At 40.6% G+C, this 19,255-nt stretch carries 16 protein-coding genes and 1 pseudogene; 6 read left to right on the forward strand and 11 right to left on the reverse strand.

The window, feature by feature from the left end:
• Positions 1–94: 94 nt before the first annotated feature.
• Genes AC2A4J_RS17180 through AC2A4J_RS17195 form a run of 4 tightly spaced genes read left to right on the forward strand, consistent with a single transcriptional unit; the run spans position 95 to position 3,723 of the window.
• A complete protein-coding gene (locus AC2A4J_RS17180) occupies positions 95–910 on the forward strand; it encodes a CoA transferase subunit A (protein WP_484176890.1) in 816 nt (271 codons plus the stop codon).
• Between the two features lies 1 nt (position 911).
• Entirely contained in the window at positions 912–1,745 is an 834-nt protein-coding gene (locus AC2A4J_RS17185) for a CoA-transferase subunit beta (RefSeq protein ID WP_484176891.1), read from the forward strand.
• A complete protein-coding gene (pcaF, locus tag AC2A4J_RS17190) occupies positions 1,742–2,953 on the forward strand; it encodes a 3-oxoadipyl-CoA thiolase (protein WP_484176892.1) in 1,212 nt (403 codons plus the stop codon). The genes AC2A4J_RS17185 and pcaF overlap by 4 nt, the downstream gene beginning before the upstream one ends.
• A complete protein-coding gene (locus AC2A4J_RS17195; protein ID WP_484176893.1) occupies positions 2,953–3,723 on the forward strand; it encodes an alpha/beta fold hydrolase in 771 nt (256 codons plus the stop codon). The genes pcaF and AC2A4J_RS17195 overlap by 1 nt, the downstream gene beginning before the upstream one ends.
• Positions 3,724–4,048: 325 nt before the next feature.
• On the opposite strand, the pseudogene AC2A4J_RS17200 reads toward AC2A4J_RS17195, so the two are convergent.
• The 10 genes and pseudogenes from AC2A4J_RS17200 to AC2A4J_RS17245 form a co-directional block, all read right to left on the reverse strand.
• Positions 4,049–5,022, reverse strand: a pseudogene (locus AC2A4J_RS17200) (IS5 family transposase).
• 92 nt (positions 5,023–5,114) lie between these two features.
• On the reverse strand, positions 5,115–6,170 hold the full coding sequence (locus AC2A4J_RS17205) for a hypothetical protein (protein ID WP_484176894.1): 1,056 nt from the start codon (positions 6,168–6,170) through the stop codon (positions 5,115–5,117).
• Between the two features lie 106 nt (positions 6,171–6,276).
• Complete coding sequence (locus AC2A4J_RS17210) at positions 6,277–7,275, reverse strand: SphA family protein (RefSeq protein ID WP_484176895.1); 999 nt, start codon at positions 7,273–7,275, stop codon at positions 6,277–6,279.
• A 54-nt stretch (positions 7,276–7,329) separates the two neighbouring features.
• Positions 7,330–8,487 carry an MFS transporter gene (locus AC2A4J_RS17215; protein ID WP_484176896.1) on the reverse strand — a complete coding sequence of 386 codons (1,158 nt, stop codon included), beginning with the start codon at positions 8,485–8,487 and terminating at the stop codon, positions 7,330–7,332.
• Between the two features lie 941 nt (positions 8,488–9,428).
• The gene (locus AC2A4J_RS17220; RefSeq protein ID WP_484176897.1) at positions 9,429–10,412 is read right to left on the reverse strand and encodes an alpha/beta fold hydrolase; all 984 of its coding nucleotides are present in this window, start codon (positions 10,410–10,412) and stop codon (positions 9,429–9,431) included.
• A 10-nt stretch (positions 10,413–10,422) separates the two neighbouring features.
• Entirely contained in the window at positions 10,423–11,190 is a 768-nt protein-coding gene (locus AC2A4J_RS17225) for an SDR family NAD(P)-dependent oxidoreductase (protein ID WP_484176898.1), read from the reverse strand.
• On the reverse strand, positions 11,187–12,983 hold the full coding sequence (locus tag AC2A4J_RS17230; protein WP_484176899.1) for a thiamine pyrophosphate-binding protein: 1,797 nt from the start codon (positions 12,981–12,983) through the stop codon (positions 11,187–11,189). Before AC2A4J_RS17230 ends, AC2A4J_RS17225 begins: the two co-directional genes overlap by 4 nt.
• Positions 12,984–13,314: 331 nt before the next feature.
• Positions 13,315–14,289, reverse strand: coding sequence for a TRAP transporter substrate-binding protein (locus AC2A4J_RS17235; protein WP_484176900.1), 975 nt, complete (start codon positions 14,287–14,289; stop codon positions 13,315–13,317).
• 385 nt (positions 14,290–14,674) lie between these two features.
• Positions 14,675–15,673: a helix-turn-helix domain-containing protein gene (locus AC2A4J_RS17240; RefSeq protein WP_484176901.1), complete on the reverse strand. Its 999-nt coding sequence runs from the start codon at positions 15,671–15,673 to the stop codon at positions 14,675–14,677.
• 65 nt (positions 15,674–15,738) lie between these two features.
• Positions 15,739–16,125 (reverse strand): hypothetical protein, encoded by a 387-nt coding sequence (locus tag AC2A4J_RS17245; RefSeq protein WP_484176902.1) that lies wholly within the window; start codon positions 16,123–16,125, stop codon positions 15,739–15,741.
• A gap of 240 nt (positions 16,126–16,365) precedes the next feature.
• On the opposite strand from AC2A4J_RS17245, the gene AC2A4J_RS17250 reads away from it, so the two are divergent.
• Positions 16,366–17,250 (forward strand): IclR family transcriptional regulator, encoded by an 885-nt coding sequence (locus AC2A4J_RS17250; protein WP_484176903.1) that lies wholly within the window; start codon positions 16,366–16,368, stop codon positions 17,248–17,250.
• Between the two features lie 178 nt (positions 17,251–17,428).
• Positions 17,429–18,391 carry an AraC family transcriptional regulator gene (locus tag AC2A4J_RS17255; RefSeq protein ID WP_484176904.1) on the forward strand — a complete coding sequence of 321 codons (963 nt, stop codon included), beginning with the start codon at positions 17,429–17,431 and terminating at the stop codon, positions 18,389–18,391.
• Between the two features lie 54 nt (positions 18,392–18,445).
• Here the strand turns inward: AC2A4J_RS17255 and AC2A4J_RS17260 are convergent, their stop codons facing one another.
• On the reverse strand, positions 18,446–19,255 hold the full coding sequence (locus tag AC2A4J_RS17260) for an IclR family transcriptional regulator (RefSeq protein ID WP_484176905.1): 810 nt from the start codon (positions 19,253–19,255) through the stop codon (positions 18,446–18,448).

The following is a 19,255-nucleotide window of genomic DNA, read 5'->3' on the forward strand; positions in this document are numbered from 1 at the left end:
AGAAAAAACAAAATTTTGGCTTGACCATTAATCCTAGATTGATTTATATTGTTCGCACTGCAAACTTAAATTCGTATAGCGAACAGGAAATATTATGACGAAGTTTATGACATTGAAAGACGCTGTCGCCACCTATGTAAAAGATGGTGACTCCATTGCACTTGAAGGCTTTACCCATCTAATACCCTTCGCTGCAGGACACGAGATCATTCGTCAGAAACGACGCAATCTGTCTCTAATTCGTATGACACCCGATCTGATTTATGATCAATTAGTCGGCGCGGGCTGTGTGCGAAAACTCACTTTTTCTTGGGGCGGAAACCCTGGTGTTGGTTCGCTTCATCGAGTTCGTGATGCCATAGAAAACGATTACCCTTGCGCACTAGAAACGGTAGAACACAGCCATGCTGCTATGGCGAATGCTTATGAAGCTGGCGCGGCGGGTTTACCATTAGCGGTTTTTCGCGGCTACATAGGTAGTGAGTTACCGCTGGTCAACAAAGAGATTGCCTCCATAACGTGCCCTTTTACTGGTGAACAGTTAGCGGCCATTCCAGCCATTAAACCGGATGTGGGCATTATTCATGCTCAAAAAGCCGATCGCGCAGGCAATGTGCTTATCGAAGGAATTATTGGCGTTCAAAAAGAAGTTGTACTGTCCGCTAAATGCAGCATTGTCACAGTAGAAGAGATTGTCGATGACTTGAAAGTCACGCAAAACGCTTGCGTCTTACCAGCCTGGGCAATTGACGCGATTGCAGTCGCACCGGAAGGAGCAAAGCCTTCTTATGCGCTTGGTTATTACGACAGAGACAACAACTATTACAAACAATGGGACAACATCAGTCGCGACAGAGACAGCTTCAACCAATGGTTGGAATCCCATGTGTTTGGCCAAGGAGATGTTTAATATGACAACCCATAACGATACAACTCAATATACTTCTGCTGAAATGATGACCATCACAGCAGCACGCGCCTTAACCAATAATATGACCTGTTTTGTGGGGATTGGTTTGCCTAGCGAAGCCGCTAACGTAGCGCGTTTGACTCATGCTCCAGATGTTACCCTGATCTACGAATCTGGCACCTTGCAAACCAAACCCGATGTGCTGCCGTTGTCTATTGGTGATGGCGAACTGTGTGAATCGGCTCTCACCACCGTATCTGTACCAGAAATGTTCCGTTATTGGCTACAAGGTGGCCACATCGATGTGGGCTTTTTAGGGACAGCGCAGATCGACCGTTTTGCCAATTTGAATACCACGGTTATTGCTGCTAATCATCCTGAAGGCGGCAAAAATGGCGCTCACAGTTATGCAAATCCAAGAGTCCGTTTACCGGGTGGTGGTGGTGCGCCGGAAATTTCTACCAACGCCAAAGAAGTTTTTATTACCGTTAAACATTCAAAACGTACGTTTGTAAAAGACGTGGATTTTATCACTACGATTGGTTTTGGCCGTGATGGCAAAGGCCGCGATAATTTACCAAATATCGGTCGTGGCCCAGGCGTGGTTATTACGGATTTATGTATTTTAAAACCAGACCCAGCAACCAAAGAACTGACCGTTACGAGCTTACACCCAGGCACAACGAAAGAAGACATTATTGAAGCCACAGGTTGGGAAATCAAATTCGCCGAGGCGCTTGAGACGACACCAGTACCAAGCGAAAATGAACTGCACGTATTACGCGAATTAAAAGCACGAACTGAAAAAGCACACAGTGCTCAGGAGGCAATATGAGCTCGGTTTACATCTGTCACCCTAAACGCTCCGCCGTTGGCCGTTATGCAGGTTCCCTTGCAGCCGTGCGCCCAGACGACATGCTAGCTCAAGTCATTCAAGCCGTGCTAGGTGATGCTCCAAACCTTGATCCCGCGGCCATTGATGATGCTATTTTTGGCTGCGCCAATCAATCAGGTGAAGACAACCGTAACGTGGCGCGCATGGCAACGCTGCTGTCTGGCATGCCTTATAGCGTGTCCGCCACCACAATGAACCGTTTATGCGGATCGGGTATGGACGCGGTTGGTACCGCATTTCGAGCCATTCAAGCCGGTGAAGCCGAATTGATCTTAGCGGGCGGTGTTGAATCCATGTCTCGTGCTCCATTCGTTATGGGCAAACCAAGCGCCGCATTCGATAGACAGCAAACATTGGAAGACACCACCATGGGCTGGCGTTTTATCAATCCAGTATTGAAGTCCTTGTATGACACTGAATCCATGCCAGAAACGGCGGAAAATATTGCTGAGCGCTACAAAATAACGCGTCAACAGCAAGATGCATTCGCTTTGCGCTCTCAACAAAAAGCCAAAGCGGCACAAGAAGAAGGCCGCTTCGCCGAAGAAATAACCCCGATTACGATCAAGCCAAAACGTGGTAATCCAATCATCGTCGATCAAGACGAACATTTACGTCCTGATACCACCTTGGAAGATTTAGCAAAACTGAGAGCGCCGTTTCGAGATAATGGCTCAGTGACGGCAGGCAATGCATCCGGTATAAACGACGGTGCCGCAGCTATGTTGATTGCCAGTAAAGCGGCGGTTGAAAGCTACAAATTAGAGCCTTTAGCCAAAATCATCGGTATGGCAACTGCAGGCGTTGAACCGACAGTAATGGGCATGGGTCCGGTTCCCGCGGTACAAAAATTGCTAAAACGTGCTGGCCTTTCTCTCGCCGACATGGATGTGATCGAATTGAATGAAGCCTTTGCCGTGCAAGGGTTAGCCTGTATGCAAGAATTAGGGCTTTCAGCAGAAGATGAACGAATTAATCCAAATGGTGGTGCGATTGCACTCGGGCATCCATTAGGCATGTCAGGTGCTCGTATATTACAATCTGCCGCTATGCAGCTAAAACGTACTGACGGACGCTATGCCATTTGCACTATGTGTATTGGCGTCGGACAAGGCATTGCTATGCTGATCGAACGGAGCGACATTTGATGAAGAAGCTATTTTTTACACTTGAAGGTGATAGTAATAAGCCCACTATCGTGCTTGGTCACCCTTTAGGCATGAACAGCCGAGTTTGGGATGGTGTTGTCCCAGAGTTATTGAAGCAATTTCGAGTCATTCGCTGGGATCTTCCAGGTCATGGGCTAAGCGACGCCCTTGACCCAAGCACCTCCCCATTAACAGCAAATGCCTTAATCAACCCATTGATTGAAAAATGCGATGAACTGGGTATTAAGCAATTTCACTATGTGGGCACATCCATAGGCGGCATGATTGGCCAACAACTAGTGGCTCAATATCCTGAGCGTTTGTTAAGTGCAACCTTAACCAACACTGGAGCAAAAATTGGTAGTAAAGAAGCGTGGCTAACCCGCCAAAAAGACGTCATGGCTCTGGGTTTGGAGAGTATGGCTACAACCTTAGTGCTACGTTGGTTTAGCGAAAACAGCGTGCAGACCAAGCCTACCTTGGCAAACTACTGGCAAGAACAGCTCGCCAACGTCGATGACTTCAGTTACGGCGCACTCTGTGCTTGGCTTGGCAATATGGATCTCACCGATACATTAGGGCTAAGTTCACTACCGATACAATTAATCTGTGGTGAAAAAGACGTCGCGACGACACCTGAACTGATGGAAACACTTGCTTCGTTGCTGCAAGTCGACAAGCTAGAAGTTATTAATCAGATTGGTCATGTTCCATCGGTGGAATCACCAGATCAACTCACTGCTCTACTTAAGAACTTTCTCTCTAAGTGATCTGTTATTAGTGATCTAGGCTTCAACTTAAGGGCGTTAGAGTAACGCTCTTAAGTTAATAAATAATCACTACTATAAGCTTTTATGGCTGCTAGGCATGCCAATAAATCGTTAAAAAACAAACTCGAAATGCTTATTTATAACTCGTTAAGAAACTAAAAATATTGACTGTAAATTAGGCGTTGCTAGAGAACATGCGATCAAGTCGAGCTGCGCACGCCTTAACATTCTAAAAAGCCCAGTGGCAGTCAGTAATGTGGCTGGTTGATCACTTTTCTACCACTAAACAAGATAATTGAACCTAGTTTAATGATTTTTAAACGGGTTACACCCTTGCGGCTCGGGTCACCTGGTCAACTCGATACACGTTTGCAAAAGCAAACAGCATACCGAGCTTACTGTCACTTTTAGCCAGCCCACGATAAATAGCTTTTCTATAACCAAACTGACACTTGATGATTCTAAGAGATGTTCAACTTTTGCTCGAATACTGGCTTTGATATATTCCGTTCGAATGGGTTGTTTATTTTTTCTAGAGTGTTTTTTTAAGATTCTTATTTTGCTTGGCCAATTCCCTAAAAACCAGCTGCAATCAACCAGCCTGCTTTGACACCTTTTAACTCTTCTCTCTTTTGAGCGCCACGATAGCCAGAATCCGCTGAGACAAAACACTCTTCGCAATGAAGAAGGATCTCTGTTTCCGTGATATCATAAACCTTGGCACCGTTGTACTCACGCTGTGAGTTAACCCTGTTCTAGCGTCAACACCAATATGGGCTTTTAAGCCAAAGAACCACTGCTTACCTTTTTGAGTTTGGTGCATCTCATGGTCTCTTTCTTTGGCTTTATTCTTAGTCGATCTGACCGCTTCAATAATGGTTGCATCCACAATGGTGCCTTCTTTGAGATAAATACCTGCGTCAGACAGCCATCTGCTCACTTCTTTAAAAAGTTGTCACGAAGGTTTGTGTTTCTCTAATAAGTGCCTGAAATTCATGATGGTGGTGTGATCAACTATCTAAATAAGTAATGGTTTTTTCTAACGATAAGTCAGCGAAAAAGCGCATGCACGTAGTCTCATACGAGGCATCCTCCATGGCAGAATCACTCATGTTGTCCCAATGTTGCATGCAGTGGATACGGAACATTATTGATAGCTGATAAGATCTTCTGCCATTCCCTAGTTTAGGATAGAACGGCTCAATAACCGCTTCTAGTTGATCCCAAGTTATCAACTCATTCATATGAGAAAGGAAAAATTTCCTTACGTGTTTTACGACGTTTGTTGTTGGTCTCGATGGCTTAAAAAGTGATTATCTCATGGCAGAGACTTATTCGCATGTTCCCTATTAGTTTGGGGTTAAGGGGGAAACTCCCCCACCCCAATTTTTCTATTCAATCACACCCGCTTGTTTCTCTATCTCATGTAACTCCTCTGAAACGGCTGAATCTTTATTAGGCGCATATTGCTTGAGTGCTGCATGATAAGGGCAACCAGAAAACTTAGGGTCATCTTGATAAAGCGAAAGAAAATGCTGAGGAAAAGCAGAATCCAATTGACGGATTTCTTCACGAACTTTAGCTTTTTCTTCCGCCGACATCGCATCTCTTCGTTCAATATACGCTTCACTAGGGTCATCAAAAAAGCTTTCCTGATACCAGAATACCAAGCCCATTAATTTAGGCAGTACTTCCTGAGCTTGAGGGTAGGCTCGCTCAATTCTTAAGGTATCAAGAGTCGTTGATAACGACATTGATCGAAGCAATTGGTGACCAAGCCAATGTAGCTCTGGAGGAAAAAAGCGGAACACAAACTGCTCATGGATAGCAACGCCAACTAAATTACTACGCTCAGGCTTGGGTCTTTCTCTATTTTCATACTCTTCACAGAAAGCCACTAGAGCATCAAAATCCTCTGGGTACCCATACAACGGCTTACCGCCTTCAGACTCAAACAACTCTGACATATCACGCCAGAATAAATGAGCGGCCACTTTCTCTTTTTCGGAAATACCGGGCAAACCCATTTTTATAAGTAATCTATGCATGGTAATAGCAGTAAAACAACAGACATAAATATAGTCTTCATTGTAACTAAACGCGCCCGGCATATCCTTAGCGTGATAAGCATGTAACTTATTGATCCCCGCAATAGATTTCTTAGTGCGTGGATCGTGAGGCCCATAGTACCACCATAATGCGTTCGCACTACCGGTCTGCTCCACTCTATGCGTAGAGCGATCAATCACTTTGCCTCCATCTTCTCGCCATATAGCCCTGGAACCCCACTCAGTTACCACAAAATTAGGGAACGTCAAAGCGTAAATAAAGTTCTGCATGAAATCATTTAGGCCATAGCTATTGGTCAATTTCCATATTCGAACATAATCCTTCTCCGGATCTAATGAAGCAATTTCTTCTCTAATCCATTTATTGGGCTTTTTCATTATTATATCTCCAAGATAGATCTTCTAATGTAATGATTAGTCGTTAAAAGTAGTGAATTAATTATCAAACTGAGCTAGCCAATTATAATCTGACACTTAGTCATAACTAGAAGCTCTGAATATATCTCATCTGAACTACGTAATCGTTTTTAAATCTATTTTCCACCTTTGATTCATGGTAAACATTTAACCAAACGCTTCTCTCTCTATTTTGAGCCATCCAGAATGCACCTGGCCCAATTGCGAAAACTTGTTCTTTAGAACCTGAAAAATTTTGACCGTTAACTTTGTCATCTGTTAATTGTTTTAAATAATATCCATTAATTCCAATATAAAATTCCGGTGTCAACTTATAAGAAGAGGCAAAATTTAACCAAGCCGCCTGGCCTGCTTGGATATTATCAACATTCTCTCCTTTAAAATCGAGAGGAGCACTACCATTAGGCGAAGAGTTTTCAAAATTATACATATAACTAACTCGGCCACTTACTTCTAACCGTTCTGAAAGAAACAATGTAAAAGCCCAGTTAGGTATAACTGTTGCCATATTGGAAGATTGGTTTATATCTATTTTTTTATCATATCCTCCAGTAGGAAGAGAGACATCCAGCGCTAATCGATGAGAGAAAATAGGCACACCTTCAATCATTGTCATCGGAAACTGAAAATATGAGTATAATGTAAGATCACCAGGCTTTGTTTTATTATCTTTTAAACTAGGCCCAGGTCCACTATTACCGACTGCTGAAGAAAGATTAATGATAGGTAGTATAGCCCCAACGCCAAAGCTCCCACCAGACTCTATCTCTTTGAACTTATAGTCTAGTTGGTTAATCAAAATATTGGCATCAAAATCAGCCTTATCGAATATGGCTAAATCATTACCCTTTTGGTTTTTTAGTGAAGTGGAGTGATTTTTCTTAGCATAAGCTAGGTAAGTCCAACCTGGCCCACCGGTAATACCATCATAAAAACTTGTAAGCCCTAAATTAATATCTTGTGGTAAAGTCACGTTAGGATTAACAGCCATGGAACTGGCGCTATAAAATATAACCGAAGAAACAGATACAACCTTGAAAAGATCACTTTTATCCAAATTAAACATAAAACACCTCACTCTATTTTTATTTTTTATTTTTCAAACCAAACAAACGCTTTACTAGGCCTTACATGCCTCCAGAGAATAATCAATACTCTTTGACTTAAAGAAAGATATAAATGCGATTACTGCTAAAGCCATCGCGGTAATTCCCAATGCGGTATACCCAAAATTTTGAACTAACGTTCCCCCTAAAAACGGGCCAATGGCAGAACCAGTCATGATCATTGCTGGCGTCGCTGATACAGCACGCCCTGTAGGCTCTAAATTCATCAAGTAACCGAATAGAAATGTATGTGTAAACATTAAAATGGACGGAAAAATAATCAGAGACAGAATAAAAATAAGGAAACTATTTGCAGACATAAGAGACAATGCACAAACTCCATGTAATATCGCACCGAATAGTGCAACCAGCATCGGTGACATTTTATACTGCAATATTGCGGCAATCATGGCAGGAAAAATAGCTACAATCCCCATGCTAATCAGTGCCATTTGGACTCGTTCAGAACCGAACCCCATATTAATTCCCGCCTGAGCTGCGAAGCTCAAAATCATGGCGTTATTCATAGCCATTAACATAATCCCAATGATTAGAAACCAGACTTTAGCGGTGAACTTAGGACGCTCCTTACTAGTTGTCTCTTTGTTTGTCGTATTAGGCGTAACGCTTGGGAAAAAGAGTGTATGGATAATAGCAGCACTACCCATTACTCCAGCAAAGACCCAAAACAACATTGATGGGCCTGAAGAGGCTATGAATTTTGGCGTAACTCCAAGATAAAGCACAACAAACGATCCGAGGCCAATACTACCGATTGCAAACACGCGATGAGGGTTTTTCGTGAGGCCCATTGAGCCATGGGTTAATGAGACTCCAATACCTGCACCAACACCGGCTACGAAGTGTAAAATAGCCATTAGTGGAAATGATGTTGTCTGTGTCATGAACAAAAACATTACTGCACTTAGCCAAAATCCTGAAGGGGCGATCCAGCGACCATTAATCTTATGGAATATGGGTGATAGCACTAAGTTACATAGAACAACACCCATTAGAAATAATGTGGCCAATCCACCTGCCTCAGTAGGAAGAAAGTTGTAACCAACAATTAGTGTGCCAACCCATATTGGCAAGGCAGCCAAATCGATCATGCCTGCAATATGACCGACAACTAAGGCAAACCACGATGTTTTTTTATCAATTGATTTCATCGATTATGCCTTCTTCGCAATTAAACTGGATTTATTTAATAGACTAGGATCCAGGGTGCGTATCCAGAGCTGCACAGATAAAATCTGAAAAGAAAAAACCTTAGTGATAGATTTGATAATCAGACATAATAACTCTCTAACTTTGAACATAACGCACCTCGATTCTTATTTTTTTGTAATAGTTAGTGTATTCAAAAAAAAAAGGATTAATTGTCTATAAAGGACAAACTTGGCCTAGAGTGACAGATATAGGTTTTATATTTGATATGTGGATTATTTCCCACCTATAAAATAATCATTCATCAAATATGAATAACTACATTGCCTATACTAAATATATGATATTTCCATACCCTAGAATTTTGAAAATACTGACAAGAGGGTAAAAATAAGAGTGGAAATTAGGAATCGATCATCTTTAGGAAAAGGTAAGGTATTTTGGCGTATTTCCAGGTATTTATCTTAGTGATATTTTAAGTTTCTAATATTTATAACTAGGTGAGAAATACATTAAAAAACTCTTAAAATTAAATCATCTTAGCAGGTCGAATAAAGCTATAAAACTCAGACATAAGAGAGATAAAAATCAAGAATATATTATCACCCCCCACTCAAAAGTTTTAAATGATTTTTAAGGCTTAACTTCACTCCTTATTCTAGACAAAAAATTTTCATAATAATTATGTGATACACCTCACTAATATCGTGATGTTGGTTATCTTTTTCATAGGCAACATAACTTCCCAATGACCAACTACTTTTTCTTCAACCACTTTTAGGCTCTCAATCTGAGGTTGAAATTTTGATGTCAGTTCTCTATATAGCGTTCCACCTATTAAAGAGGTTCATGCAAGAATGCCGCAACAGCTCACGTTGTCACAGCACTATGCACTTAGTCGAATAACTGATCGCTTGTCAGAACGTGTGGCTTTTATACCCCATCATGGAGTAACACTTGTTACCTTCAGTACGAAATTTAATAGATGTGTATTCACAGCTCCAGGCGCCTCTTTCTGAATCCAATGCCCAGCAGCTTGGACGATTTCTGAATTTGGCATAGCTGCAATAGCTTCTCGAAAGCCCGGGAAATGAAGAACGATATCTTGCTCGCCACCGATATAGGTGACAGGTACTGACAAATTCATATCAACCCAAGGCGCAGTCAATTCCCAGTTTCGGTCAAAAACCCTATAACCATTAAGGCCTCCACGAAATCCGGTTCGACGAAAATCTTCTGCAGCCTGCTCTAACTCATTATTAGAAATAAAGCTTATGTCACCTGCCGGAGCTTGAAGGTTCGGTAAAATAGCACCAAATTCGTTTGTCTCCATCATTGAAGGACCATGCGGATTCTCACCACTATTGTGAAAATAGATACGTCGTAGTGTAGCTATAGGATCTGCATCCAACTCCTTCTCTGGCATACTCGGGGATTGGAAGTAACGCATATAAAAGTTATCAGGTGAATTTTCGATCATCCCATTCATCATATTGATGCGAGCTCTCGGCATAAACGGGATCGAAAGGGCCATCACTCCATAAAACCTATCTGGTCTCATAAGAGCGGCATGGTAAGCGGTCGTTGTACCAGCGTCATGACCAACGATCACAGCCTTTTGAATACTAAGCGAATCCATTAAGCCAATTACATCCCCTACCGTATGAATCACACTGTAATCGTCCACATCATTTGGACAAGATGAACCACCATGGCCCCGCATATCCAAGGCAATAGCTCTATATCCAGACTCAACTAATGCAGCAATCTGATTACTCCAGCTACGCCATGTCTCAGGGAAACCATGACAAAATATCACCGCTGGTCCGGCCCCCTGGTCAACATAATGCAATCTGATACCATTTACATCGGCATAGTTCGATTGAATATTTCTTAGATCAGTCACTTCACTCATATGTTTGTTCATAAGTATTACCCTAAATTACAGCTGTTTGACCACCGTCTACAGGGATCACAGCGCCAGTTACAAAAGAAGATAAGTCTGAACCTAGCCAAGCAACAACATCACCAATTTCATCAGCTTCTCCAAGCCTACGTAGCGGCATTCGCTGACGCAATGCGTCCATTTCACCTGCTAATTTTGGTGATGACTCAATCAATCGAGTGTTTATCAAACCAGGACATACAGCATTAACTCGGATACCTTCCGGTCCATAAGCATCAGCTAAAGATGCCGTCATCATATTCACGCCACCCTTCGTCATACTATATCCAAGGTTAAACCCAGCACCCCGTAGCCCTCCCATGCTAGAGATAACGACGATGCTTCCACCCGTTGCGCGGGTCTTCATAACACTGCCAGCATGCTGAGCAGATTTAAGAGCACCATGTAGATTCACATCCACCAACTTACTAAAATCGGCATCAGAGACATCAGGACCATCAGTTGGAATGGCAATACCGGCATTACATACCATAACGTCTACCCCCCCAAACTCTTCCGCAGCACTAATAAGTACGTCTAGGTCATCTCGTGAACATACATCACACCGAAAAAAGCGTGATATAGCACCATAAGATGCGACAATTGAGGCTGTGCTCTCTCCACCCTCTTTAGGTAACTCAGATAAATCACCAATTAAGACACCCCGGGCCCCCAGTTGAGCAGCACGAATCGCGATCGAACGACCAATACCACTGGCACCTCCAGTGACGATTACGATCTTATCAGTTAAAATTTTCATTTCTCAGACTCCTCATTAAAATCTTCATCAAATGGTTTTTGTCCCATAATCACTCGCTCTTCTGGCGGTATAGGATCGAGTTCAACTTGCACATTAATGCACACAGGCCGATCATCTTTTAAAGCGTTTAGCAACGCTTCCCGTAAACTGTTTTCATCTGTCGCTAGATATCCTATGCAACCTAAAGCTTCAGCAACATCATGATAGCGTCCATTAGGAAGCATTGTTTTCGTTACCCGATCAGCACCTTGAGTAAGTTTTTGGAAATGCTGAGTAGCGCCCCAACTTTGATTATTCATAACAATTACTATAATCGGTAAGTTGTTTCTTAAAGCAGAGTCAAACTCACCCAGCGCATACCCAACAGCACCATCTCCAGTAACTAGAATCGCCCGTTTGTCTTCTTCAGTTGCCGCTTTTTGGGCACCTAAAACTGTGCCAAAACCGACCCCCATAGACCCGAGATATCCGTGACAAAGAAAGCTATGAGGCTTAGAACGGGCAATCGTTTCACTAAGCCATAGATAGGTTAGCGCACCGTCCGCAACGACAACATTACCTGGCGCTAAAATGTCACTTACCAAGCGCGAGGCAAGGAAAGGGTGAATGCGATCAGACTGCGATGAATGACACTCTCGTTCGAGCCGATCAAAGCGTGAAGCGACATAGGTAGCTAGATAGCGACACCACGGCTGGTGTTTAATCGGATCGTTATCATTAAGAACTGCCGCTTTTGCTAAAGCGTCCAGTGTTGCCGACACATCACCTGTCAATCCAATATCAATAGATTGAAGCCTGCCAAATTCGCGTGGATCAGGATCTATCTGGATGATCTTTGCAGAATGAGGAATTAAAGTTCCTGAGCCGTGAGACGTTGTGAGTCCAAACCGTACACCTGCCATGATTACGACATCCGGTACATTTTCTCCCAGACCAAAGAGCCCTTGCAGGAGTCCACAGTTTTTATCATCAGGAAGACCTGATAAAGCGGCCACCCCCTCAAAGTCAGATACAACCGGTACTCCAGTAATGCTACTTAGCAACTCAAGCGCTGCAGCGCCATGTCCACGAGGAACCTCACCACCAACAATGATCACTGGCCGTGCAGCACAGTCTAATAATTCAACCGCTTCCTGAATCCCATTTTCAGGGACAGTTTTAGAACAAGATAAAAACTCAGCGGCTTCATTAAACTCGCTTGCCTGAGTTAAGATATCCCAAGGAATATCGAGCAATACAGGGCCTTGGGGGGCGGTGGTAGCGATCCGAATAGCTTGTTTTATTAGGCGTGGAATGTGCTCTGTTTTGACGACACGATGTGCCCATTTAGTTACAGGTGATGCCATAGCAACCTGATCAATACCCGCCTGAAGCGTATTGGTTTCATCTTGTATTAGTGATCCAGAACCAGTAATTACCAATACCGGTGTACGATCAAGCCAAGCATTCGCTAGTGATGTGGTAACGTTAGTAAAACCACCTCCTGCCGTAACAAATGCCACACCAAATTGTCCTGAAACACGAGCATATCCTTCAGCTGCATGACCGGCAGAAACCTCATGTCGCGTATCTATGATTGGAAAATTAGAAGATAAAGCAGCTTGAAAGATAGAATCAATATGTGCACCGTGGATACCAAATGCTTGTTTGACGCCGACGGATTGAAGGGTCTTCACAACTAAGTCACCGCCATTTAAATTTAAGTCAGATGGCACCTCACCGTCTGCGCTGACTCCATCAACTAGATACTCGTCTTCTAATGGCTCTTGTAAGGAAGGGGTTGTTATTTTCATATTTTCCTATCTCCAGTTTAAATATAACGACTCTTATAAGTTTTTCTCATAAGTGCGAACTTTAACTTTAAATAATAAAAAACTCTTATTTAAAAAAATTTTAACTATAATACTTACAAAAAAGCACCCAATATTTATTATAAATAAAAACATTAGAAACTTAGATCCATGTACTGTCTGATAAAATAATTTAAAAAATTAAGATTTCATAAAAAGTTCTAAGCTCATCTATAATTTGGCGCCAAAAATCTAAAAAACTCAAAAACTTACTAAACACAGCCACCGGCAAAACCAAAACATTACAGGTAGCTAGAAACTAAAAAACGTAAATCTAATTTTTTTGTGCATTTACCTGATTATAGAACTCAGAAATAGTTCTGTTTTTATTTGTATATTTATCAATAACCATATCCGCATTTTCTTTATATTGACTCTTGTCAATTTTATTTATAGAAACACCTACACTTTCTAAATAAGAAATATTTCTTTCATCTGCTGCTAATTGCTCCTGTAACCCCCACTTCTCTGCTTCAGAAAATGCTTCATTAATAGATTTACGATTCGCTACCGTTAAGCTATCCCACCATTTCTTTGATGCAACCATAAATGCAGGAAACCCCATATGATTAGTTATAGTTAGGTTAGATGCTTGCTTTTGAAGCTGTAACGCCATAACTAAATCAAGGTCTAGATCGATTACATCAACGACATTCTGAGCTAGTGCGGCTGGAACTTCTGGCATAATGACGGCTGTGGGAACCGCACCAAAACTCAACCACCAATCAGTAAACATAGGTATCGTATATACAGCCACTTTTTGATCTTTTATATCATCAATACTGTCTATAGGTTCGACTGACAGCAGGCTACGCATTCCTGCAAAAACATAACCAACTCCGACTACCCCCTGATTTTCTAGGCTTGAAAGCATCTGCTGCGCAGCGGGAAGTTTAGTCGCACGACCAGCCTCTTCTACATTATTAAACAAACCAGGCAAAAACCAAGCATTAAAAGCCTCTTCTTGATTTGTCATAAAGGCAATAGGAATAACAGAGAAATGAATAACTCCTGTCTCAAGCATAATAGCATTTTCTGAATCACCGCCTAACTCACCTGCTGGAAATATTTCAACATCTAATTCACCATTTGTACGTATTCTTAACTCATCCGCAAATTTTTCAGAAACCTTATGAAAAATATGTCCTTCTGGAACAGGTGAGCTAAGACGTAATGTATCAGCAAATATAAACTGACTAAAAACAACAAAAGCGAAAATGGAATAATGTAAGAAACTATTAATTTTCATTTTAGATACCTTTTTGATTTATCATTATTTTTATATCACAAAAAAAACCATCACCCTTGGTTAAATTGGCAAAAATTCGCAAAAACCACCTTAGAACTCTTACCAAAAATTCAAATATTTTACTATTAACTCAATATCAAATTTTAACTTCCTTAACTCTAACTCCCATATAGAAAAATAAAATATTGACTCATTATTCACATAGTCAAATAAAAATATGATGGCTTTTTTAACCAAAAATACATAAATAAACACAACAAAAACACTATATAAAGCTTTATTCTAAACAGCTAGATACTACTCTTAATTCATTGAAAATAAATGTGACTAGAAATTTAAATTAGATTCCCTAGCCTTTAAAAAATCACTATTACCACAAGACAATTCAATTTACCATCGATATAGATTTTCTATATTTTCTAGGCGTAACTCCGTAATATGACTTGAATAAACGACTAAAATGAGCGCTACAGCTAAAACCACAATTAAAAGCAATATCAGTAATAGAGCTGCCTGAATAACCAGAATCAATAAGCATTTCGGCAGCCGATACTATGCGACGATTCCATATGTAGTGGCTCACCCCACCTAGATCATTAATTTTAAATAATCGATGTATAGTTCTGACTGAGCAATTATTTTCTGCTGCTATATTTTCTATTGCTAGGTAGGGATCTGATAAATTCATTTCAATATATTGCTTTATTCTTTGGATCATGATCCCTGTATTACCACAATATATGCCTGTCGTTGGATAGCTAGGAGCCACAATAATAGGTATGAGTTGTAAGACAGATTGGGCAATACTAGTTTTTGAAGACTCATTCAGTAACTCATAGTTTTCGATGGATTGTTTTAGCAAGTCGTATAGTAATTTCCCTAATCCATTTTTACATTCAAATCGGTTACTATGGGTATGAGTTATTTCGTTAGCTATGGCAACACTATTCCTGGGTATAGTCACAATCAGTTGGTCTGAAGATTCAATGCTGGATATTTCAAAGGAACTACGAGTATCTATAACGACCATTTTGCCAGACTCCAAGCATTCAGGAGTACTCATACCCGTGATAGATGCAGAACCTGATATTTGTAAAATTAGAATGATTGGATTTGACAAGTAATCAGCGGTTGTTTTTTTATCTCGTTTAAATTTGTAGGGCGCTTCTCTTAATCTTTCAAGTTTTAAGCAGCCCAGGACACCACTCTCTATATTGCACGAAATTTTATTTTTTTCTTTGTTTTCAAAGAAATTCTTTCCAGAGAGTTTAGGCTTATCTGATATATTATCAATATACGTTGTCAGATAATCCGTCCAATTATGAGCGCAACTAGATTCACCAGCTCTGTAATTTGAAAGTACTGTCATAGATCGATTCTGCATTTTTTATCCTCTGAACTCATTTTTATTATTTTGTAGCGAACAGACTATTATCAAACTAGGTAATTTTAATGGAACTTTTCCAAATCTAACTTATGCGAGGTAGCTGATCTGATAACTGCTTGCTCATGCGCAACTTGAGTATCGACGAAACGATTGGAGATCATTGGGTAAACAGACATATCACGGTCTGTTTTTTTAATGTGAGTCGAATAGTTAATGCCAATAAAAAGTGCTTTGTTTGGGTTGGAAATGGCGTCGGATACGTAACGAATCTCATCCGACGCAATTCCTGACATTTTGGATAAATCGAGTTGCTCGATCTTAGCGTTTTGCAAAGCCTTGTGAAGATTCTTTCCTAGCTGAGATTGCATGGATTCGAGATCTTTCATTAGACGACCTAGCACCACACCGCAAGAACGACGATTTTTGAACTCAAAAGACACTAATTTCATGCTTCCCCCTTCAGGCATTCTCACTGGTGAGACATGCAAAAGATGTATGATTATTTCAATATAGACCCAAAATAAATAAATATCAACAAATCCCATAAAATAGGATTTAAATAATTATAAATAATAAGCGAAAATGGTATAATTTCATAAAATAGGACTATAGATCAGATGGACAATGGGATAGAAAGGTACCATTCGAATGACGACGTTAGGAACAATCAACCAAAGCAGGCTTTCACATTGGAACATACAAAACGAGAAGTGAACGATAAGGATGCAAGACGCAATAGCTTGAAAGGTATACTGCGTATCTTAGGCTTGTTTACTCAACAACGACCTATCTGGTCTGTGGATGACCTCTGTCATGAATTCGACTATACCCGCTCTACCGGATATCGCTATACCAAAGAACTTGCTGACGCGGGCTTGTTATTTCAAACAGGAAAAAGCAATTATAGTCTTGGCTCCCGCATCATTCAGTGGGATCATCAGCTACGCCTATCAGACCCTCTGATAAGATTGTCGAAAGATTTTGAGCAACATCCCTATGAGCTGAAAGAAAAGCAAACATGGTTAGTTTGTAGACCTTTTAAAAACCAAGTCGTCTGCATTTATCATTTTGGCAACGTAGAAACCAACCTTAGTTATGCTAGAGGCATTCCTAGACCGCTTTTTGGTGGTGCAACGTCAAGGGCCATTTTGGCATGTTTACCCAATAGTCAGCATATGCGCTTATTTGTTGACAACCCAGAAGAAATAGAACAATCCCTTTCAGAAGCAAGCTGGAAAGACTTTAGAAGTAATCTTCAAGAAATCAGAGATGCAGGCTATGCAGTGTCTATCTCGGAAGTAGATCAAGCTGTTTTCGATTTAGTCTTCCCTCTCTTCAGTCAAGACGGAAAAATCCAAGCGAGTATAAGCTATGTACACTCTGTCGAAGACTATAATCCGGATCAAATCGTTACATATGTTAATGTGCTCCAACGATACACTCAGTCACTCAGCAGTGGTCTAATGTTGTATGTCAAGGATAACTTCCACTTTAAAAAGCCTGATCTTGTCAGACTAACTGGACATTTATTCACTTTAATAAGAGGTGTTTTATGCTCCCCCTACTCGAGATAACCCTTATAGTTTTTACGGCTGCTGTGCACGCCAATAAAGCGTTAAAAACAAACTCGAAATACTCATTTATAACTCGTTAAGAAGCTAAAAATATTGACTGAAAATTAGGCGTTGCCAGCTTCGCAAAGTTCACCTAATATAAATTAACTAACAATAATTACAAAAATGGTCTTCAACTATGTTTACTAATGCCCTAAGCAATGCCGTTATTTTTAATCAGGCTCATCCGCTAGAAGTATCAGATTACATAAACAGCCACATTGGACATCATACTTTGCTGTCTGAGTCTGTTAAGGATTCAGACGAATTCTGCTCCCAACTAAAACATCGAGATTTTGCCGAATTAGGATTATCTTCAATCCATTATGGTAACGAAGTTAAAATTCACTGTGCTGATTTAAATGACATTTACCACTTTCAAGTCGTCACTCATGGTCAATGTTGCTGGCAATTTGAAGAAGAGTCTTTATTGCTAAAGCCAGGCCAAGCTTTGATGATGAACCCACACGAAAAAATGGATATTTCCTATTCTGCAGATTGTGAAAAAATCATTGTCAAAGTTCCACAAGCCTTTATTAGAGATTTATGTCTGGAGCAAAACAGGGTTATTTCAAGCTCTGGAATTTTATTTGAAAGGAAGGTTATTGAATTAGATAAGTCTTTGGGATTTCTTAGCTTGATGGGAGCTATTTTGCACGAAGCAAATGACGCTGAACTCGATTTATTGCAAATGCAATTACCTTATCGCGACCTACTTATTCGCAAGCTATTTCAACAATTCGACAATAATACCCCTGCCATCTTAGACTCAGACTTGAACGATCGCAATTTCAATGCATTACTCAAACATATTGAAGAAAATATCAAAGAGGATATTGATGTAGAAGAGTTAGCAAATGTGGCCCATATCAGTATCAGAAAAGTCTACAACCTATTCGCCAAGCACTACCACATCACTCCAAAAGTTTTCATCAAGCAATCTAAGCTTAAACACTTAAGAAAAGAAATTATCATGAATAGTGACATACGTAACGTCACTGAAATTGCGCTGGATTATGGTTTTTCTCACCTTGGGCGCTTTTCGTCTGATTACCGAAAAATGTTCGCAGAATTGCCTTCGGAAACACTAAAGCGTCGATAAATAAAATACGTGGATAAGGAAGGGATTTCCTATTCCATGGTCAAAAAAAAAGGGTTAAAAAGAAGCCGCACCACATATTTCTTCAGTCACTTTATTCGCGTACTCTTTGACCAATCTTGTGTATAAGCTATTTACTTTAGTGCAACAGTCATTAGCCATTCCCATTAGGCTTATAACAGAAGAGACATTGCCATTGATGTCATAAATACCACTACCAATTACATTGATATCCGGTAAAAAATCACCAGAAAATGTACAAAGATTACTTTCTTTGATTGCATCTAAATGTTCATTAAAGGCTTCTTGATTCAGCGGCTTTCCCTGAAAGCGAGGTTTTGCAGGTAAATCTGAATAAAAGTCCTCTACCAATTTTAATCGTCTAGCCAAAGGCAGATTGGCTAAAAAAATACGCCCAGAAACAGAAAAAAATGGCGAGAGTTCTGTGCCTAATCTCACATTCACTGCAATTTGCTGACTCGCATCTAACCACTTAATAACCAAGGGTGCGTGACCATTCCAAATAGTCACAGACACTGTTTTATCCGTTTCCTCAGATAAACGCTCCACCGCTTCCAACGCTTGCTTAATTGGATCTATTTTTTTAATTGATGCAATGCCTAAAGTCAAACTGGCCTTTCCCAAAGCATATTGACTGCCATTTATTTGAGTGATGTATTCCATTCTTAATAGACTAACAAGATACTTATGTAAGCGGCTTGGTGAGTGAGACAGCTGATCGGATAAGCTTTTTAAAGTCGGAGGCTTAGGAGATTGAGCAATAATATTTAGAATTCTTAAACCAATTTCCAAAGAGCCAATTCCTTGACGCGTACTATCTTGTTTCATTTCCGTTGTCTCAGACAT

The organism is Marinomonas sp. ATLA20 (genome assembly GCF_057180105.1).